Genomic DNA, 17,225 nt, shown 5'->3' with positions numbered 1-17,225 from the left:
CATGGCCGTGCTGGGAATGGGTGGATTTTTCTTTCGCGCCCGCGATCCGGAGGCGCTTGCCGGCTGGTATCGCGCGCATCTGGGCGTAGGCGCGGGCTGTTCGGCCGATCCGCAGGTCGCGCCCAACATCCACACGTGGACGGCGCAGGGCGGACCGATGGTCTTCGCCCCCTTCCCCGCCGACAGCGACTATTTCGCCGCCGACAAGACGTTCATGATTAATTTCCGCGTGTCCGATCTGGACGGGATGCTGGCGGACTTGCGCGCCGCGAACGTTGCAGTCATCACCAGGGCCGAATGGGATCATCCGGAGGTGGGCCGCTTCGCCCGCATCCATGATCCCGAAGGCAATGCCATCGAATTGTGGGAGCCGCCGCTATGAAGAAGAAGCCGATGATGAAAAGCGTGAAGATCGCCCTTGCTCTTGCCGCTGTGGCGGTGGGTGCTCAGGGAGCCGTGGCGGCGCTGGCCGTAGGGGCCAAGGCGCCCGACTTCACCACCCGCGGCGCGCTGGCGGGCAAGACCTTCACCCTGATGCTGTCGCACCAGTTGAAGCGCGGGCCTGTGGTGCTTTATTTCTTCCCCAAGGCGTTCACGCCGGGCTGCTCCGCCGAGGCGCGGGAGTTCGCGGAGCATATCGAGGATTTCAAGAAGGCGGGCGCGACGGTGATCGGCATGTCGGCCGATCCGGTGGACGATCTGGTCGCCTTCTCCACCAAGGAATGCGCGGGCAAGTTCGCGGTGGCGTCGGCCGGGCCGAACATCGTGTCGGGCTATGACGTGGCGTTGAAGATGCGACCGGGCATGACCGACCGCACCTCCTATGTCATCGCGCCCACCGGCCGCATCGCCTTCGTCCATAGCGAGATGAACTATGCCGGCCATGTGAAGAGCACGCTGGCCGCCGTAGAGGCGATGAAGCAGAAATAAGAATCATTCGGCTCAGCCTAAGCCGAATGATTCTTATTTTTTCACATATTTGCCGAACCAGCCAAGCGTCGCCTCCCAGGCGGCCTTGGCGGCGGCTTCATTGTAGCTGGGGCGATAGTCCGCCATGAAGCCATGGTCGGCGCCGGGATAGACGGTGATCGCGTCGGGCGGCGACTTGCCCGCGATTTTCAGCGCGGCCTGCATCTTTTCGACATCCGCGACCGGGATGCCCTTGTCCAACGCGCCATATTGGCCAAGCACCGGAGCCTTGAGCGCGCTCACCTGCTCGATGACGTTCAGGGGCTGCAATTCGGTCTTCTCGCTGATCAGGCGGCCATAGAAAGCGACGCCCGCATCCAGTTGCGCGCTGTGAGCGGCATAGAGCCACACGACCCGCCCGCCCCAGCAGAAGCCGGTGATGCCGCGCCGCCTGCCGTCGCCGCCATGGCTGCCCGCCCAGCCATAGGTCGCGTCGATATCCTTCAGCACCTGCGCGTCAGACGCCTTGGACACGATGGTGGCGATCAGTTGCTTGAAATCCGCCACCTTGGTCGCATCGCCATGGCGCGCGAACAGGTCGGGCGCGATGGCATAATAACCCGCCTTGGCGAAGCGGCGGCAGAGGTCGCGAATCCACTCATGCACGCCGAAAATCTCATGCACGACGACGATGATCGGCGCGGCCTTGGTAGCAGCGGGACGGGCGACAAAGGCGGGCAGGGCGAAGCCATCGCTCGCCTTGATCGACACCCGTTCCTCCTTCAGCCCGTCGCCTGGAGTCTGGACGGCGCTGCTCGAAATGGGGCGGCAGGCAGCGGCGAAACCAGCGGCGAACGCCCCGCCCGCCAACAGCTTGCGCCGATCGAACCCCGTCGAGCCGATCCAGTTGCGGTCTTCCGGCAAACGTTCGGGCTGATCCTGCATATCGGTCACGCGCATCTCTCCTCAAGCCATGGCCGGGGAGCCTAATCGCGCCCGCGCCTGGCGCAAGTCCTTCTCAGGCAAGGAAATCGCCGCTCTCGATCCGCTCCAGCGCGCTGACCTCCCAATTGTAGATATAGGTCCATGCCTCCACCGGGCCATTTTCGCCCCGGACGGTCAGCCGTTCGCGGCGATATTCATGCGGCTCGGGAAAATGACTGGCGCATTCCTCATAGTCGTCGAGGACGGCAAGGCTCGCCGCAGGATCGACCAGCGCGAACAGGTCGCCTGACACCTCATCCGATCCTCCCGGCACGAAGGCAGGATAGCTGGCCACGCGATAGAGTCTGCCTCGCGCCACAGCCCGGCCAGCATGGCGCGCCACTTTTCCAAGCCATTCCGCCATCGGATCGTCAAAGCCGGGGCGCAGCGTGCCGTAGACGAAGAGCAGCGGCTCGCTCAGAAACATCTCCTGAAAATATTCCCCATTTGCAGGAAATTTGCCCAATTTACAGAAATTTTTTCGCCATGAAATGGCGCAAGGCTCGCAAAAAGCCCCGAAATTGCGGGCTGAATGGAAATTGGCACGGCTCCTGCAATCTTCCCGGCATCATGGCCGGATGGTCCGGCCCGCCTATTTTCAGGGAGTATATCATGTTCGCCAAGCTTCAGAACGCCGCTTTCGCCCTTACCAGCGCGCTGCTGGTCGCCGGACTTTTCATCAGCGCCGCCATCCCGGTCACGCCGATCGCCTGATCCCATAGTATAGATACAAGAAGGCCAGATTCATGAACAACAGCTTCACCCTCGACCGCCGCAACGGAAAGATCATGGGCGTGTGCGCCGGCCTTTCCCACCGCACCGGCCTGGATGTCACACTGATCCGCATTGCGGTTGTGCTGCTGACGCTATGCGCCCTCGGTCCGGTCGGCGTTGTCGCCTATCTGCTGGCAGGCTGGCTGGCGGAGGGCTGACCAGGATCGGCCAGAATAACCATAATGAAAGAGCCGCCCATGGATTTATCCGGGGCGGCTCATTTGATGTCCGTCAATGACGGTATAGATCGGACCATGTCGCGCTCAGGCAAACAGCACCGAATAGAAGGTCAGCATCTGTGCGCCAACCGCAACCATGAGGGCAACGCCCTGAACCGTATGTCGCATATCGTTCGTCCTGCAAGTTTTTGTTTTATCATTGCCGCTAGGGCAAGCAGGCCTATGCTCCCGGCACGAAATTGTAACAATCGCAAAGGACGATTTCGCAGTTGCAGCAAATGCAACAGTCGCTGTTACTCCAAAGCCACAATCATCGCTTGCGCCGCCGCTGGCGCCCGCACCTTCGCACCGCTGATGAAAAAGGCATAGACGTCGCCCTTCGCGGCCTGCGCCCGCGCCCCATCGGCCCAGCGCTCGATTTCCTCGGGCGAATAGCCGGCCGGCTCTTCCTCCCGCGTGCGCATCAGCCGGGCATAGGAAAAGCCGGCATCCTGGCCGCGCAACGCCGGATATTCCGGATGATCGGCATGGACGACCGCTGCACCCGCCGCATGCGCCAGATCGAAAAAGGCCGGATCGTCAAAGCTTTCGTGCCGCACCTCCAGCGCATGACGCAGCGGCACGCCATCGACCTTCGCGGGCAACAGCTTGAGGAAAGCGCCGAAATCCTCCGCATCGAATGTCTTGGTCGGCATGAACTGCCACAGGATCGGCCCTAGCCGGTCGCCCAGTTCGACCAGCCCCTGATTGACGAATTTCGCAATGGAATCGCCCGCCTCGGCCAGCACCCGGCGATTGGTGCAGAAGCGCGACGCCTTGACCGCGAACTGGAAACCGTCGGGCACTGCCCTGGCCCAATTGGCGAAGGTCGCGGGCTTTTGCGTGCTGTAATAGGTGGCGTTGATCTCGGTAGCGGTCAGATGCTCGCCCACATAGGCGAGTTCATCCTTCTGCCGCAGCCCTTCGGGATAGAAGGTGCCACGCCATGGTTCGAAGACCCAACCGCCGATCCCGACCCTGATCTTTCCGCTCATCCTGCGCTCTCCTTTGCCGCGCATCCTGACCGGCAAAGATGATTCATGCCATCGCCTTCTTCTACAAGCAGGCATGTAAGAAGATCACCGCGCGGCGCCGAACGCGATAGAGTGCGCAATCAGCCGCGCTTTGCCTAAGATTTTCGTTTGAGGCCGAGCAGCCACGGCTTCACCCCGCGCGTCGGATGCGCTGTGCCGTCGAGCCGCTTCGCACGGATGATCCTGATCGGCTTGACGATCATCTGCCCACGCATCGGCCCGGATCCGCAACAGGTCGGCACGGCGAGAATCCGCTTCACCACATCCATGCCCGCGACGACATGGCCGAAGGCGGCATAGCCGATATAATCGCCGCGCGCGTCCATATTGGGCGTCGGTCCCACGGTGATGAAGAAATTGCCCATTGCCGAATTGGCGCGGTTGGGCCGCGCCATGGAAAGCGTCGCATCGAGATGCCTGATGCCCGTCCGCGTCGTCGGCTCGTGCCGAATCGGCGGCAGGGACCGGCGCGCATCCGTGTCGATCCCACCCTGGATCAGCCCCAGCCTCGCATCGCTCTTGCGCCGCGCCGCGCGATAGAAGGTGACGCCGTCGAAGCGGCCGTCATCGACATAGGTAAGGAAATTGACGGCGGTGATCGGCGCCCGGCGATCGTCGGTCGCAACCACGATGGTTCCGACCGAAGTTTCGATCGCCACTCGGGTATGACCGGGCGTCGGGCGGTTGGCGGATTGCGCATGGGAAGCGCCAGACAGAAGGGCAAGAAACGGGATCAGGCAACGCGGGACAGCAGAATGCATCGGCAAGAAGGCACGCTCATCAAAGAAGGATATGGCCCAAGGCTAGAGCGCTTGCACGCACGGCGCAACCGGGTGGAAAGCACCTGATTTTCACCGCTTTCCTACTGAGGAAGGTGGTGACCCCTACGAGTGTAGAACTTTTGTCTCGGGCGATGCCGGGACGTACCTAACTACACTGTAAAATCAACAATTTGTCTTGTATGGTGTTCGCGGTCGGTCGTCCTGATTTGCCTGAATTTGGCTCAAAATGTGGGAACGATTGTGGGACCAATTCCTGCCCGGAAGTGTGGGAACGCCTGCGATGCCCAAAGCGGGAACCGAACCGATGGCACTGACAGCATTGAAGGTAAAGAACGCGAAGCCCGGTCGGCATACTGATGGCCGGGGACTGTGCCTGCTGGTGAAGAACAGCGGCGCACGAACTTGGGTGCTACGGATGCAGAAGGATGGGCGACGGCGCGATTATGGGTTGGGATCGGCGCTGGACGTGTCGCTGGCCGAGGCGCGGGAAGCGGCGACAGCATTGCGGCGGAAGGTCCGCGAGGGAACCGATCCGGTCGCCGAGCGACGCAGGGCGCGCAAGGTGGTACCAAGCTTTGAGGCGGCGGCACGGGACTGCTACGAGGCGTTGAAGGAAGGCTGGAAGAACAAGCGTCACGCCAATTGGATTTCCAGTTTCGAGAACCATGTGTTTCCTGCGATCGGCACGAAGCCGGTCAACGAGGTGGACAGCGCGTGCGTGGTCGAGGTGTTGTCGCCGATCTGGCTGACCATCCCTGACAGCGCGCGGCGCATCTTACAGCGCATCGGCGCGGTGCTGGACTTCGCCCATATCAAGGGATGGCTCCCCGATGAGATATCCTTGCGCTCGGTGCGCAAGGGACTTCCCCGTCAGGTGGACAAGGGCGGGCATCTGGAGGCTATGCCCTATGTGTACGTGCCCGCGCTCATGCGGAAGCTGGCGGCGGCGTCGCCCACGACCGGTCGCGACGCGCTGCGCTTCACCATCTATAACGCCGTGCGGTCGAACGAGACGCGCTTTGCCATGTGGTCGGAGTTCGATCTGGACAAGGCCATCTGGACCATTCCGGGCGAGCGGATGAAGGCGGGCGAAACCCATGTCGTGCCGCTGTCCGCGCCTGCCGTGGCGCTGTTGCGCAAGCGGTGGAAGGAGCGCACCAGCGACACCGGCCTTGTGTTCAGCAATGACGGGGAAAAACCGATCAGCGACATGACCATGACCAAGCTCCTGCGCGATGACGGGATCAAGGGCGTGACAGTCCACGGCTTCCGCTCGGCCTTTACCGATTGGTCGTCGGAGCGGACCCGCTTCCCCAAGGAGGTTGCCGACAAAGCGCTGGCGCACAAGCTGCCTAACAAGGTGGAAGCGGCTTACCGGCGCACCGATTTCTTCGATAAGCGCCGCAGCCTGATGGCCCGCTGGGCGGAGTTTCTGGACAAGGAGCCTGCGAAGGGCGGATCGGACGCCAACCCCACAGCGTCCGAACCCGTCAGCCTTCGCGCTGCCGCCTGATGAGGTCGTGCAGGCTGGCGGTAGTGATGCGGGTGGCCTTGCCGAGCTTCACCGTCTCGACCTCGCCCGCCGCGATCAGCGCGTAGAGCTTGGTGCGGCCGACCCCGATCATATGCGCCGCGTCATTGACGCGGACGCAGATCGGATCGGGCCGTGGAGGCGCGGTCATTGTACCTGGCTCCCGGCGTGGTCGTCGCGATAGCCGACAGGATCGGCCACCCAGCGATTGACGGCGGATTCGTGCCAACCCGCGCCGTGGACGCTGATCTTTACCTGGCGGGGGAAGGTGCCTTCGCCCATCTTGCGATAGAGCGTGGTGCGGGAAAGCCCGGTGCGGGCGAGAACGGTCTTCAGGCGGATGATACGATCGGGGTTGTTCATGGGGCAATCTCTTCAAATCAAGGTGTTGCACGCGCCCCTGTGGGCCAGCATCGGGCAGCATGGCGCACTGGGCAAGAGCCCTTGCGGGGCCAAATGAGGCCATTCCGGCTTGGACGGGTGGGTGCTGGCGGTGAATGGCGTTCAGGGGCGTCCAGGGGCGGTCCACGACGTAGCTCTGCCGGAGGGCGTGACCATCGCAGAATTTTTCCCACTATGTCCCAAACAGCACGCCGGTCAGTGCTTTATGCCGATGGGTACGGCATTGCGCATTGGTCAGGTCGAATCATTCATGGCAATTCTCCAAATCATCGGAGGTCTGCCCGCCAGTGATGAGGCTGCGTCGCATCGTCCCGCGCTGCAAGGGGTGGGGCACTGTAGTGCCGATTGAAGCATTTCAGTGCCGGTTGCGCCAATATCGGCCCCGAAAGACGCATTGAACCATAACGCTATGTGTTATATATGCGGACGAGAACAGGAGAGCCGCCATCCAACGTATATTCAAGAATGGCTGGTTCGAGCGTTTCGCGCGCAAGGAGCGCATTGCCGATTCGGCGCTTCGGGACGCGGTGCAACGCGCCGAAAGCGGGTTGGTGGATGCCGACCTTGGCGGCGGCGTCATCAAGCAGCGCGTGGCGCGGGCCGGTCAGGGCAAGTCTGGCGGCTATCGCACGCTGATCCTGTTCCGGCAGGGCAGCCGGGCGATATTTGCTTTCGGCTTCGCCAAGAGCGCACAGGCGAACATATCGAAGGCGGACCTCGCCTTGCTGCGCAATGCGGCGACCGAGGCGCTGGAATGGAACGACGAGGAACTGGACCGGCTGGTGGCATCGGGAGCGCTGGTGGAGATAGACGATGAGAACGACGGTGAAGGATAAGGGCTATCGCAGCGAGATCGCGGGCGCGGTCCACGAGATGATGAGCGACGCGCACGACGCGGGCGTTATGTCGCGCGCAACACTTCGCACTTTTGATGAGGCGTGTCTTGCGCCGGCCCCATCGCTGGCAGGCGATGAAATCCGCGCCATCCGTGAGCGCGAGCATGTCTCGCAGCCGGTGTTCGCCGCCTATCTCAACGTCTCCCGCAATCTCGTGTCGGATTGGGAACGCGGCGTGAAGCGCCCCGGTGGCCCCGCCTTGCGGCTCTTGTCCATCATCCAACGCAAGGGGTTGCAGGCGGTGGCCTAATTACCCCTTCGTGTTTCACCTGTTTTTCGCACATTGCCGGGATGACCGCCTTTGGCCGTTTGCGGTCGGGCCGGTTCCGAGCGACAAAAGTGGGTTAGTTGCCCTTTGCGCTTCCTATCGATGACCCCCTCTGGAAGTTACTGCGCCAAATGAGAATCCCGTTAGCTGCGGTCCAGAGCGGTTCTCACGGTCTGGTGGAGAGGCTGTCCGAGCAGGCGGCGCACATTTCAGTGATCACTTGCTGTTGACGCATCTGGCCACCCGCCGCCTTCAAGCGGCGGATGGAATTCTTGCAGCCGGACGAGTTAGTTCTTCCTACCCATGAATTTGTAACGCAGCGTCAGCATGGCCGCGCGCGGCGCGCCGGGCAGGTTGAGGTTGGCGCTCGTACCATGTCCCGACACGATATAATGCTTGTCGAAGATGTTGGTCACGTTGACCTGCGCGGTGATCGAACCCAGTCTATACCAGGCCATCGCATCCATCGTGAAATAGCTGGGCAAGGTGACGGTGTTGGCCGGATCGGCGAAGCGGTCGCTCACATAGTTGCCGCCAGCGCCCAGGCCGAAGCTGTCACTGAAATCCTTGGCGATCCAGGCATTGACGGCATGGCGCGGTGTGATGGTCGCGCGCTTGCCGATCAGGGCCACATTGGCGGAGTCCACGATCTTGGCGTCCAGATAGGCATAGCCCAGGATCGCCCGCCAACCATTTTCCAAATTCACCGTGCCCGACAGTTCGATGCCGCGCGTGCGCTGCACACCGATGGGGATAAGCACCGTCGGGTTGGCGGGATTGGCCGCCTTGATCCCCGACCGGCGCAAGTTGAACGCGGAAATGGTGGTCGCGATCCGCCCGTCAAGGAAGCTGAACTTGGCGCCCGCTTCCTTATTCTCGGTCTTCTCCGGCGCGATGTCGGCATTGTTGGCCGCGATGGAGAAGGCTTCGCCCGAGGGCTGAAAGGAGCGGCTCCAGGAAACATAATAGGACTGGCTCTCCGTCGGCTGCCAGACCAGGCCCGCGCGCGGACTAGCCTTGGTGTCGGTGCGCGACAGGTCGGACCGGCCGGGCAGATGGTCGTCAGTGGCCTGCTTGAACCGGTCATAGCGCGCGCCGACCAGTGCTTTCAGATGCTCGCCGATCGACACCAGATCCTGCACATAATAGCCGAGCGTATCGAATGTGCCGCGATTGTCGGCGGTCAAAGCGCCGTTGGTCGTGATGACGGGCAGGACCGGATTGAACAGATTCACCGTCGCAATGCCGTTGCGCGAATGGGTCGCAACATCCTTGATCTGCCGCCCGACCTCGACACCGAACAGCAACTGATGCTCCATGCCGGCGAAGCGGACCTTGCGCGTCAGTTCAAGCTGGTCGAACCAGCCATGTTCGTTGCGGTCGAGCGCCGACCGGTTGAGCGAAACCGTCTGCGCCGCTTCATTGACCGTTCCCGGCAGCGTATTCTGCCGGTCGAGGCTGTAGTCATAATAGCGGAAAGCGTTGCGGATGCTGGTGTCTTCGTCAATCTTGTGGGTCAGCGTCACCGTGCCCGAATAGACCTTCGACTGGCTATAATCGTCCTTTCGCGCATTGGCGGAACCATAATAGGTGGAGCGCGGCACATCGACCGGGCGTCCCCGATAAGCCGGGATGCCGAAGTCGGTTACGCGCCGATCGCGCAGATAATCGCCCTGGACCAGCAGTTGGGTCCGCTCGTCCAGCTTGAGCGAGACTGACGGCGCGATCGTCTCGCGCCGAAGGAACTGCTGGCTGCGAAAGCTGTCGGCCCGTTCGATCGCCCCGGTGAGGCGATAGGCAGCCATGCTGTCCTCCGGCGCGATACCGATATCGGCTTCGGCGCGACGATCGTCCCAGCTGCCATAGCTGACGCCGATCTCGCCCAGATTGACGCCCGGTTTCTTGGTCACGCGGTTGATGAGGCCCCCCGAAGACCCCCGCCCGAACAGGACCGAGGCTGGCCCTTTGATGACTTCGACGCGTTCGATATTGGAAAGGTCCCGGAAATAGAGCGCATCGTCGCGCAAGCCGTCAACGAACTGGTCGGCAATCGCGGAGAAGCCCCGGATGGAAACCTGATCGCGCTGCCCGTCGCCATGGGAAAAGCCGACGCCCGGCACATTCTTCAGCACATCCTGCATGGACAGGGCGCGCTGGTCGCGGATGACAGCCTCGGTCACGACGTCAACGGTCTGAGGGATGTCCTTCAGCGGCACGTCGATCTTGAGCGCGCCGACCTGTTTCGGCGTATAATCAAGGCGATCCGCCGTAACGACGATATCGGACCGATCCGCCTCGTCAGCGCTTGCATGGACGGGCAAGGCGATGGCGGCAAACGCCACCGTGGCGCGCAGATGGCGCGATGCAAGCTTGGAAAACATGGACCCCCGATACAATTTGCGACAATGGTGATATTGCGAGGCGGTCGCATATATTGGAGGCAAGAACCTGTCAACGCGATCCTTTGATGAACGATTCCTGACTACCCTGTTCAGAGAGGCGCCAGAGATGTGCCGCAATAACGCTGCTCGTGGAGACGAAATCGTCTGTGGAGGAAGAAAATGATGATGCGCAAACCCCTGATGGCCCTATCGCTTGCCGCTTCGATGCTTGCCGGGCTTCCCTCTCTGGCCCACGCTCATGATGGCAGGGGGAGCTGGTATAAATACGAAGAATATCATGATGATGGCGATGACGATGATGACGATGACCGTCCGCGTTACCGCCGCAGCTATTATGAGGAACGGGACTATCGCCGCCCCCGTTACGCCGAACCGCGGCGCTACCATTATCGCGAGCGGCGCGATCGCTGTGGCGGTAGCGGCACCACAGGCCTGTTGCTCGGCGGCGCGGCAGGCGCCCTGCTCGGACGCTCGGTCGATCGCTATGGCGATCGTGCGCCGGGAACCATTATCGGCGCGGGCGCAGGCGCTCTTCTGGGCCGCGAAGTCGACCGCAATTCCGGCTGCTGACCGGCATATTACAGGCGCAATGAACTGAATTTCCTCCTGTGACGGGAGGTTCTGGTGCGCGGAACCGCTTGGTATCCGCGCCCTTTTTGGATGTCGCAGCAGAGATGGCAGGGTTCAGATCGAGTTCAGCCCATCTGTGCTTGAATGCCAGCCTATCCCTTCCGCTGGATGCGGACAGGGCGAAAGAACAGGAGGCAGGGGATGAAAATGCTCCGTAAGGCGGCCTTGGGTCTGGCACTGGCAGCATCCATGCCGATCAGCGCCACGCCTGCCGATGCACGCGATCATCATCGCTATTATTCCCGTCATTATGACGATGACGCAGCGCTCGCTGTGAGCGCGGGAATTATCGGCCTGGCGATCGGCGCGGCCATTGCTTCGGATAGACCGCGCTATTATTACGATGACGATTATTATTATCGTGAACGATATTATCGACCGCATTATCGGTCATATAATTACTACTATTATGACAGCTATCCGCGCTATTATGACAGGCGTTGGTATCGCTATAATGATCGCCATTGGCGTCACCACCGCCGTCATCACGACCATGATGATGACGATTGATGCGAATGACCGACGGCGATCGAATTTCGGTCAGCGATTTAGCCAGGTGCTTTGCTGGTCGAGTTTGATGCTGTCGGCAACAGGATTTCAACGGTGAGACCCACCGCTGCTGGAACGACGCGGACGTTACCGCCATGGGCAGCGGCTATGGCGGCGACCATGTTAAGCCCCAATCCGTAGCCCGATGTCGATCGGCTATGGTCGAGCCGGGCAAACCTCTGGAAGATCCGTTCGCAATCGCCGTCCGCTATGCCTGGACCGTTATCGGCAATGGTGAGCGCCACCTGCCCATCCCGCGCTTCTGTCGAGATGGTGACGTCCGTGCCCGGAGGCGTGTGTGCCAGCGCATTGTCCAGCAAATTGACAAGGCATCTTTGAATGAGTTGCCTGTCGCCGCAGATCGCCATTGGAACGATCGCCAGCATGAGTGACCTGCCCGCCTGCTCGAAAGCCGGCCGAAAAGCCTCGGCTATTTCCTCAATGACATCGTGCAATTCCACGGACTTGAAACGGCTGCGAACCGTCTGGCCCTCAATCTCGGAGATTGCCAGGATCGACGAAAACAGATCGAGCAGATCATCGGCTTCGCGGATAGCTGCTGTAAGGCGCTCCTGCTGAATGGACTCCGTTGAGGTTCGCTCCACCTCTTCCAACCGTCCGCGCAGTCGATTGAGGGGCGTTCGAAGGTCATGCGCTATATCGCCGGAAACCTGCTTGAGGTTGTTCATCAGCGTCTGGATGCGATCCAGCATGCCGTTGAGGATCATGGCTAGCCGGTCGAACTCTTCGGCCGAGCCATCAAGCGGCATCCGGCGGGACAAATCGCCCGCCATGATCGCTTCTGCTGAAGCCTCGATGGTGGAGAGCCGGCCCCTGACCAGTCGGCCCAGCCCGATCACCGCGGCGGTGCCCACCGCGAGAATGAGAGCGAAGGCACTCAGGAACAGCGCCAGCAATTTCAGGTCCATCTGATCGACCACAGCCCGGTCGGCCGCAACGACGAGACGCCCCCCTCCGGGAAGCGGCGTGTTGATAGCCTGGGCCATGGCAGGCCCCCCATCCGGCGAATGGAAGGGAACGAACTCGCTCCATCCGGGCGGTGGTACATTCGCCACAAGCGATCCAGCCCTGCGCCGCCCGGATGCGTCGGTCACAATATAACCCATGCCCCGGCCCTTGCTGTCGGCGCCTTCCAGATAGCTCACATCTTCGGGCGTGGCATGACGGTCGAGCGTGTTGACCAGATCGACCAGCGCTGCAAAGCCATGATGCCTGTGATGGGCGAGCAAGGCATCGGCCTCGATCCTGATCCGCTGGTTGATCTGGCACTCGATCTCCTCATGAACGAACCTGTAGGTGGCGAGTGCCAGCAAGGCGATGATGAGACCGGACATCATCGCGACGCCCAGCGACAATCCCCTGATCGAGCGAGGCATGATCCTATGGGGCATGGGAATCGATCATATAGCCCGAACCCCGCACGGTTCGGATCGCGTCATGGGAAAAACCCTCATTGAGCTTGGTCCTGAGCCGACTCATATGGGTTTCGACAATGTTGGTCTTCGGGTCGAAGCCGAAATTCCAGACGCGATCGAGCAACATTGTCCGCGTGACCACTCGGTCTGCGTTACGCAATAATTGTTCGAGCAGGCTGAATTCCCGGGGTTGAAGGTCGATGACCCGATGATCCCGGCGAACTTCCCGGCGCAGCAGGTTCATGCTGATGCCGCCTGCCTCCAGCAGGGTGACAGTTGCGCAGGATGGAGGTCGGCGCCCCAAGGCATTGAGGCGCGCGACCAGTTCCACAAAGGCAAAGGGTTTGATGAGATAATCGTCGGCCCCGGCTTCCAGTCCATCGACACGGTCCTCGATAGCTGATTTGGCGGTCAGCAGCATGGCTGGCGTCTGGCATCCCTGCGCGCGCACCATGCGCAAGAGCGAGAGACCATCCAGTCCCGGCAGCATCCGGTCCAGCACCAGCACGTCAAAGCCGCCTGCCAGAATGACTCCCAAAGCCTGCTGCCCGTCGGGGAAGCATTGGACCTGATGCCCCAATTCCTGGAGTCCCCGCGCGACATAGGCGGACGATTCCAGATCATCCTCCACCAGCAGAATCTTCATCGCTCACCCTCGCCATGGATGGGGTGGGGGTCGAGGGACCGAGATGACGCCCTGATTGCCATTGCTATACAATTTCCCAATGTTGCCATTCCGTGCTGGACCGACCCTACAGCAACTCTCTATCGCTGCAAATGATAACAGTTCGCATTTGCATACGAAGGGGCGCATATGACAGGTAACAGAATAGCAATTGGAATAGCGGCGGTGGCGACCGCGCTATCAACCCCAGCAATGGCCGGTGAACCGCTGTTCGGCTATGTCTACACGACGGACGTCATGCCCAAGGGCAAGACCGAGATCGAACAATGGGTCACGCTGCGCGAGGATCAGGCCAACGGCCATTTCCATGACGTCAAGCTGCGCACCGAGGTCGAGCATGGCATCACCGATAATTTCCAGATCGCCGGCTATCTGAACACGAGCTACATCTCGGCCAACCGCAACAGCGTCGCCGGCACGACCGAGGGCCTCGACATCCCGCCGGCGCATGATCCGGCGCGACCCTACAATAAGTTCCGCTTCGATACGGTGTCGGCCGAAATGATCTGGCGGGTGATGAGTCCTTACAAGAAGCCGTTCGGCCTGGCCTTCTATGTCGAACCCGAGATTGGCCCGCATGAGCGCGCAATCGAACTGAAAGTGATCGCGCAAAAGAATTTCCTCGACGATCGGCTGGTGCTGGCCGCCAACGCTTTCGTCGAGTTCGAGCATGAGGAGCAGGACGGAGAAGTCGAAAAGGCGACGCAGCTGGAATTCGATGCGGGCGCATCCTACCGTTTCCGCCCGAACTGGTCCTTCGGCCTTGAATATCGCAACCATAATGAATTTGTCGGCTATACGCTGGGGCACGGCAGCCAGGAGCATACCGCCCATTTCGTGGGGCCGAACATCCATTATGGCAGCCAGAAGTGGTTCTTCACCCTCTCCGTGCTCTATCAGATCCACGCCAAGGGCTATAATGACGAGCAGCGGGACAATATCGTCAATGGCCGCATCTATGGCGACGAGCATACCCGTTGGGACGGCATCCGCCTGAAGATCGGGAGGGTGTTCTGATGTCGGCTCCCCGCGCATCCCTGTTGGCCCTGGTCCCGGTGGTGCTGGTGGCACCGCCAGCCCATGCCGCCACCTACCTCACCGTCGAGCAAGCGCAGGCGCTGATGTTCCCCGGCGAAACACTGACACCCGCCTTCCGCCCGCTCAGCAATGCCGACGCAGCAGCGATCCGGAAGGCCAGCGGCGTGTCGCCTCTCAACCGGCAGCTCAAAGCCTGGCGCTCTGCACGCGGCGGCTGGCTGATCGTCGATCAGGTCGTCGGCAAACATGAGTTCATTACCTTCGCCGTCGCCCTCGATGCCTCCGGCGCCGTGCGCTCGGTGGAGATCATGGACTATCGCGAAAGCTATGGTGATCAGGTGCGCAACCCCAAGTGGCGCGCTCAGTTTGCGGGCAAGCGCAACGGTGCCGCCTTGCAGCTCGACAAGGACATCAAGAATATCTCGGGGGCGACCCTTTCCTGCCGGCATGTCGCCGACGGGGTCAAGCGGTTGCTGGCGACCTATGCTATCGTCCTCGCCGGATAAGCTCGTCACCCGTTGCCAGCCCTGGCTGGGAACTTTTGTCGAGATCAGTGTAGCTGAAGCCGACATGGGAGCGGTTGAGGCCGCGTTCCGGGCGATTGCTCATATCCATGCGTGCATGTCCTTCCATAGTGCCGACAGCGACCTGGCTCGTCTTCGCTCCGCCCGGCCCGGCGAGACCGTGGCGGTGGACGAAGAAACGGCGGCGGTGCTGCGGATGGCGGTTGCACTGCATGAGGCGACCGATGGCTTGTTCGATGTCGCGGTGGGACGTGCGCTGGTTCGCAGCCGCTTCCTACCGCGTGAGGGCATCGCCCATCTTAGCCGCTATACCGGCACGACCGCCGATATCGAGATCATCGATGATCGGCATGTCCGATGCAGGAAGCGGCTGCTGATCGACCTTGGCGGCATAGCCAAAGGTCATGCGGTCGATCGCGCCGTTGCGGCTTTGCAGGCCGCCGGTGTCCGGGCGGGGCTGGTGAACGCAGGCGGCGATCTGCGGGCCTTCGGCGAGCAGGACTGGCAAGTGCAACTGCGCGATGCCGACGACGTCGTGCGCTATGGGCTGACCGTCCGAAATTGCGCGATGGCGAGTTCTGCCAATCTCTTTGACCGGCACGCAATCCGGGGAACGCTGCACAGTCCGCATGTCGGGCGGAACGGCGCGCCTGCACTCATCGATCATCGCGTGACCGTGCTTGCCGACAAATGCGCCATTGCCGATGCCATGACGAAAGTGGCCATGGTCGACGCGGATCTTGCCGACAGGATATTGGCAACGCGCAACGGTTATGTGCTGCGTCCCTCGATGACCAGGGAGGCAGCCTGATGCCGCGACGTCGTCACGATTTAAGCCCCGATCGCAATGACGCCGATGCACTGATGAAAATCATCACTTCCGTCGGCGGAGAAACGGCGCACTGCCTCGCGCTCGTCAGCAGGTCGGCATTCCCGACATTGGCAAATGGACGGAGGTGGCCGGTCTCAATGAAGGATTTAGTGGCATGAGCAGACGCCCTCCCCAATTTTCGACACGCCTACCAAGCTGGCAGAAATGGCTGATCTACACGAGCTTTTCCTTGCTCGTATCGGCGGGCGTTTGCTGGCTCGTCCTGGAATATTTTGTCCGCGTTGATGGCGAGTTCGGCCCGGAGCGAAGTCCGTGGCAACCCACGCTATTGTCGATCCACGGCCTTGCGTGCTTTGCATTTCTCGTGGCGGTTGGCGCCATGTTGCCTGTTCATGTACGGCTGGGCTTACTGGGCAAACGCAACCGCAAAAGCGGCATTGCCACAGGCGGTATCATCCTGTTCATGGCACTGACCGGCTACGGACTCTATTATATTGCGGACGACAGTCTGCGCGCCTGGGCAAGTACGGTTCACTGGCTCGGCGGGTTCACCACGGTTCTGATCGTGAGCGGCCACGTCTGGCTCGCGTGGAAACGTCATCAGACCAAGCGCAAAACTGTCCCTATACAGTTGAAGCCGCATCTGCCTATCGGCGAGGTGCCGGCACCTGAACCACAACTGGAAGCGGCAGAATGAGGTGGAACTGTTGTGGGTGACGCGACGTTATGCACTGCCTCGACACCCGTCGTCTGATGTGAACATTGGCTGTGCCCTAACGGTGCGTCGAGTTCAAATCATCAGCTTCTGGGCAGCTGCACTCCAGGTTGCTGATGTAGCGTCGGGTGCGGAAAGCCTGCGGAGGAATGACCGGTTTCGGGGTATGGGTGCGGCAGTCTGAATGGCCTGGGTTGGCGCTTAGGAGCCTGTCAGCAATCACGTGAAACGCGAGCGCCCGGTGTCACCATCGGGCAACGCCTGTTTCATTTCGGCGGGTTGATACCCAATTTCACTTTTCGTTCGGCTTCGAGGCGTTCGACCTCGCGCTCCACAATCTCTCGGATGAAAATGGCTCGCCGATTAGGGCCAAGCAGGTCGTCGATCCGCTCCGCCAACCCTTCAGGCAGGCGAACGACGGTGGTTTTCACTCCGAGCGGCGGTCTTCCCATAATGGCGTCGTAACCGGCCACCAGATGCTTTCAATCCGAACCTAATTAACAGATATCGGTTATTGCTATATGCCCGTGACATGTCCTATAAGAGATATCGGATAATCCATTTGGCCGGAAAGTGAACGCCAAGGGATCGAACGATCGAAGGGCATGACGATGGT

22 protein-coding genes are annotated in these 17,225 nt (G+C 61.1%); 12 read left to right on the top strand and 10 right to left on the bottom strand.

Features of this window, described 5'->3' with window-relative positions; genetic code table 11:
• The first annotated feature begins 1 nt into the window (after position 1).
• Together VVT58_RS14930 and VVT58_RS14925 are read left to right on the top strand one after the other, a co-directional pair.
• Positions 2–382: a VOC family protein gene (locus VVT58_RS14930; RefSeq protein WP_327752560.1), complete on the top strand. Its 381-nt coding sequence runs from the start codon at positions 2–4 to the stop codon at positions 380–382.
• Between the two features lie 11 nt (positions 383–393).
• Complete coding sequence (locus VVT58_RS14925; RefSeq protein ID WP_405053709.1) at positions 394–930, top strand: peroxiredoxin; 537 nt, start codon at positions 394–396, stop codon at positions 928–930.
• A 33-nt stretch (positions 931–963) separates the two neighbouring features.
• Here the strand turns inward: VVT58_RS14925 and VVT58_RS14920 are convergent, their stop codons facing one another.
• Together VVT58_RS14920 and VVT58_RS14915 are read right to left on the bottom strand one after the other, a co-directional pair.
• Positions 964–1,854, bottom strand: coding sequence for a dienelactone hydrolase family protein (locus VVT58_RS14920; RefSeq protein WP_327752578.1), 891 nt, complete (start codon positions 1,852–1,854; stop codon positions 964–966).
• 73 nt (positions 1,855–1,927) lie between these two features.
• The gene (locus VVT58_RS14915) at positions 1,928–2,314 is read right to left on the bottom strand and encodes a gamma-glutamylcyclotransferase family protein (RefSeq protein ID WP_327752577.1); all 387 of its coding nucleotides are present in this window, start codon (positions 2,312–2,314) and stop codon (positions 1,928–1,930) included.
• Positions 2,315–2,639: 325 nt separating this feature from the next.
• On the opposite strand from VVT58_RS14915, the gene VVT58_RS14910 reads away from it, so the two are divergent.
• The gene (locus tag VVT58_RS14910; protein ID WP_066560285.1) at positions 2,640–2,825 is read left to right on the top strand and encodes a PspC domain-containing protein; all 186 of its coding nucleotides are present in this window, start codon (positions 2,640–2,642) and stop codon (positions 2,823–2,825) included.
• 314 nt (positions 2,826–3,139) lie between these two features.
• On the opposite strand, the gene VVT58_RS14905 is transcribed toward VVT58_RS14910, so the two are convergent.
• Together VVT58_RS14905 and VVT58_RS14900 are read right to left on the bottom strand one after the other, a co-directional pair.
• A complete protein-coding gene (locus tag VVT58_RS14905; RefSeq protein WP_327752559.1) occupies positions 3,140–3,880 on the bottom strand; it encodes a DUF72 domain-containing protein in 741 nt (246 codons plus the stop codon).
• Between the two features lie 134 nt (positions 3,881–4,014).
• Positions 4,015–4,680, bottom strand: coding sequence for a peptidylprolyl isomerase (locus VVT58_RS14900; RefSeq protein WP_066560289.1), 666 nt, complete (start codon positions 4,678–4,680; stop codon positions 4,015–4,017).
• 301 nt (positions 4,681–4,981) lie between these two features.
• Here VVT58_RS14900 and VVT58_RS14895 point away from each other — a divergent pair, with 301 nt between their 5' ends.
• Positions 4,982–6,214 carry a site-specific integrase gene (locus tag VVT58_RS14895; RefSeq protein ID WP_066560291.1) on the top strand — a complete coding sequence of 411 codons (1,233 nt, stop codon included), beginning with the start codon at positions 4,982–4,984 and terminating at the stop codon, positions 6,212–6,214.
• Here the strand turns inward: VVT58_RS14895 and VVT58_RS14890 are convergent.
• Together VVT58_RS14890 and VVT58_RS14885 are read right to left on the bottom strand one after the other, a co-directional pair.
• On the bottom strand, positions 6,192–6,383 hold the full coding sequence (locus VVT58_RS14890) for a helix-turn-helix domain-containing protein (protein WP_066560295.1): 192 nt from the start codon (positions 6,381–6,383) through the stop codon (positions 6,192–6,194). The two genes, VVT58_RS14895 and VVT58_RS14890, sit on opposite strands and share 23 nt — an antisense overlap.
• The gene (locus VVT58_RS14885; protein ID WP_066560297.1) at positions 6,380–6,595 is read right to left on the bottom strand and encodes an AlpA family transcriptional regulator; all 216 of its coding nucleotides are present in this window, start codon (positions 6,593–6,595) and stop codon (positions 6,380–6,382) included. The genes VVT58_RS14890 and VVT58_RS14885 overlap by 4 nt, the downstream gene beginning before the upstream one ends.
• Before the next feature lie 440 nt (positions 6,596–7,035).
• Here VVT58_RS14885 and VVT58_RS14880 point away from each other — a divergent pair, with 440 nt between their 5' ends.
• Positions 7,036–7,470, top strand: coding sequence for a type II toxin-antitoxin system RelE/ParE family toxin (locus tag VVT58_RS14880; protein ID WP_405053744.1), 435 nt, complete (start codon positions 7,036–7,038; stop codon positions 7,468–7,470).
• On the top strand, positions 7,448–7,780 hold the full coding sequence (locus VVT58_RS14875) for a DNA-binding transcriptional regulator (protein ID WP_197672728.1): 333 nt from the start codon (positions 7,448–7,450) through the stop codon (positions 7,778–7,780). The genes VVT58_RS14880 and VVT58_RS14875 overlap by 23 nt, the downstream gene beginning before the upstream one ends.
• A 305-nt stretch (positions 7,781–8,085) precedes the next feature.
• Here VVT58_RS14875 and VVT58_RS14870 read toward each other — a convergent pair whose 3' ends face one another.
• Positions 8,086–10,179 carry a TonB-dependent siderophore receptor gene (locus VVT58_RS14870; protein WP_066560308.1) on the bottom strand — a complete coding sequence of 698 codons (2,094 nt, stop codon included), beginning with the start codon at positions 10,177–10,179 and terminating at the stop codon, positions 8,086–8,088.
• 180 nt (positions 10,180–10,359) lie between these two features.
• On the opposite strand from VVT58_RS14870, the gene VVT58_RS14865 reads away from it, so the two are divergent.
• Both VVT58_RS14865 and VVT58_RS14860 read left to right on the top strand, forming a co-directional pair.
• A complete protein-coding gene (locus VVT58_RS14865) occupies positions 10,360–10,770 on the top strand; it encodes a glycine zipper 2TM domain-containing protein (protein ID WP_066560310.1) in 411 nt (136 codons plus the stop codon).
• A gap of 201 nt (positions 10,771–10,971) precedes the next feature.
• Positions 10,972–11,340: a hypothetical protein gene (locus VVT58_RS14860; protein WP_066560312.1), complete on the top strand. Its 369-nt coding sequence runs from the start codon at positions 10,972–10,974 to the stop codon at positions 11,338–11,340.
• 38 nt (positions 11,341–11,378) lie between these two features.
• Here the strand turns inward: VVT58_RS14860 and VVT58_RS14855 are convergent, their stop codons facing one another.
• Together VVT58_RS14855 and VVT58_RS14850 are read right to left on the bottom strand one after the other, a co-directional pair.
• Positions 11,379–12,791, bottom strand: coding sequence for a HAMP domain-containing sensor histidine kinase (locus VVT58_RS14855; RefSeq protein ID WP_237229841.1), 1,413 nt, complete (start codon positions 12,789–12,791; stop codon positions 11,379–11,381).
• Positions 12,781–13,461, bottom strand: coding sequence for a response regulator transcription factor (locus VVT58_RS14850; protein WP_066560321.1), 681 nt, complete (start codon positions 13,459–13,461; stop codon positions 12,781–12,783). Before VVT58_RS14850 ends, VVT58_RS14855 begins: the two co-directional genes overlap by 11 nt.
• 168 nt (positions 13,462–13,629) lie before the next feature.
• Here VVT58_RS14850 and VVT58_RS14845 point away from each other — a divergent pair, with 168 nt between their 5' ends.
• The 4 genes from VVT58_RS14845 to VVT58_RS14830 all read left to right on the top strand — a co-directional run bounded on the left by VVT58_RS14845 (position 13,630) and on the right by VVT58_RS14830 (position 16,591).
• On the top strand, positions 13,630–14,517 hold the full coding sequence (locus tag VVT58_RS14845) for a DUF6662 family protein (protein WP_327752558.1): 888 nt from the start codon (positions 13,630–13,632) through the stop codon (positions 14,515–14,517).
• Complete coding sequence (locus tag VVT58_RS14840) at positions 14,517–15,044, top strand: FMN-binding protein (RefSeq protein WP_169576596.1); 528 nt, start codon at positions 14,517–14,519, stop codon at positions 15,042–15,044. The genes VVT58_RS14845 and VVT58_RS14840 overlap by 1 nt, the downstream gene beginning before the upstream one ends.
• The gene (locus VVT58_RS14835) at positions 14,986–15,873 is read left to right on the top strand and encodes an FAD:protein FMN transferase (protein WP_327752557.1); all 888 of its coding nucleotides are present in this window, start codon (positions 14,986–14,988) and stop codon (positions 15,871–15,873) included. The genes VVT58_RS14840 and VVT58_RS14835 overlap by 59 nt, the downstream gene beginning before the upstream one ends.
• 175 nt (positions 15,874–16,048) lie before the next feature.
• The gene (locus VVT58_RS14830) at positions 16,049–16,591 is read left to right on the top strand and encodes a hypothetical protein (protein ID WP_327752556.1); all 543 of its coding nucleotides are present in this window, start codon (positions 16,049–16,051) and stop codon (positions 16,589–16,591) included.
• A 284-nt stretch (positions 16,592–16,875) separates the two neighbouring features.
• Here the strand turns inward: VVT58_RS14830 and VVT58_RS14825 are convergent, their stop codons facing one another.
• Positions 16,876–17,082, bottom strand: a complete 207-nt coding sequence (locus tag VVT58_RS14825) for a hypothetical protein (RefSeq protein WP_237229842.1) — start codon at positions 17,080–17,082, stop codon at positions 16,876–16,878.
• Positions 17,083–17,225 lie beyond the last annotated feature (143 nt).

Origin of the sequence: Sphingobium sp. SJ10-10, from assembly GCF_036038995.2 — a bacterium.
In the GTDB taxonomy this organism is placed as follows: Bacteria; Pseudomonadota; Alphaproteobacteria; order Sphingomonadales; family Sphingomonadaceae; genus Sphingobium.
This window is presented reverse-complemented; position numbering and strand designations above follow the sequence as displayed.

Excerpts from the sequence above, each read along its gene's own strand:
- VVT58_RS14930 (WP_327752560.1), top strand. The coding sequence starts at position 2 with ATGGCCGTGCTGGGAATGGGTGGATTTTTCTTTCGCGCCCGCGATCCG.
- VVT58_RS14925 (WP_405053709.1), top strand. The coding sequence starts at position 394 with ATGATGAAAAGCGTGAAGATCGCCCTTGCTCTTGCCGCTGTGGCGGTG.
- VVT58_RS14920 (WP_327752578.1), bottom strand. The coding sequence starts at position 1,854 with ATGCAGGATCAGCCCGAACGTTTGCCGGAAGACCGCAACTGGATCGGC.
- VVT58_RS14910 (WP_066560285.1), top strand. The coding sequence starts at position 2,640 with ATGAACAACAGCTTCACCCTCGACCGCCGCAACGGAAAGATCATGGGC.
- VVT58_RS14905 (WP_327752559.1), bottom strand. The coding sequence starts at position 3,880 with ATGAGCGGAAAGATCAGGGTCGGGATCGGCGGTTGGGTCTTCGAACCA.
- VVT58_RS14900 (WP_066560289.1), bottom strand. The coding sequence starts at position 4,680 with ATGCATTCTGCTGTCCCGCGTTGCCTGATCCCGTTTCTTGCCCTTCTG.
- VVT58_RS14895 (WP_066560291.1), top strand. The coding sequence starts at position 4,982 with ATGCCCAAAGCGGGAACCGAACCGATGGCACTGACAGCATTGAAGGTA.
- VVT58_RS14890 (WP_066560295.1), bottom strand. The coding sequence starts at position 6,383 with ATGACCGCGCCTCCACGGCCCGATCCGATCTGCGTCCGCGTCAATGAC.
- VVT58_RS14885 (WP_066560297.1), bottom strand. The coding sequence starts at position 6,595 with ATGAACAACCCCGATCGTATCATCCGCCTGAAGACCGTTCTCGCCCGC.
- VVT58_RS14875 (WP_197672728.1), top strand. The coding sequence starts at position 7,448 with ATGAGAACGACGGTGAAGGATAAGGGCTATCGCAGCGAGATCGCGGGC.
- VVT58_RS14870 (WP_066560308.1), bottom strand. The coding sequence starts at position 10,179 with ATGTTTTCCAAGCTTGCATCGCGCCATCTGCGCGCCACGGTGGCGTTT.
- VVT58_RS14865 (WP_066560310.1), top strand. The coding sequence starts at position 10,360 with ATGATGATGCGCAAACCCCTGATGGCCCTATCGCTTGCCGCTTCGATG.
- VVT58_RS14860 (WP_066560312.1), top strand. The coding sequence starts at position 10,972 with ATGAAAATGCTCCGTAAGGCGGCCTTGGGTCTGGCACTGGCAGCATCC.
- VVT58_RS14855 (WP_237229841.1), bottom strand. The coding sequence starts at position 12,791 with ATGCCCCATAGGATCATGCCTCGCTCGATCAGGGGATTGTCGCTGGGC.
- VVT58_RS14850 (WP_066560321.1), bottom strand. The coding sequence starts at position 13,461 with ATGAAGATTCTGCTGGTGGAGGATGATCTGGAATCGTCCGCCTATGTC.
- VVT58_RS14845 (WP_327752558.1), top strand. The coding sequence starts at position 13,630 with ATGACAGGTAACAGAATAGCAATTGGAATAGCGGCGGTGGCGACCGCG.
- VVT58_RS14840 (WP_169576596.1), top strand. The coding sequence starts at position 14,517 with ATGTCGGCTCCCCGCGCATCCCTGTTGGCCCTGGTCCCGGTGGTGCTG.
- VVT58_RS14835 (WP_327752557.1), top strand. The coding sequence starts at position 14,986 with ATGTCGCCGACGGGGTCAAGCGGTTGCTGGCGACCTATGCTATCGTCC.
- VVT58_RS14830 (WP_327752556.1), top strand. The coding sequence starts at position 16,049 with ATGAGCAGACGCCCTCCCCAATTTTCGACACGCCTACCAAGCTGGCAG.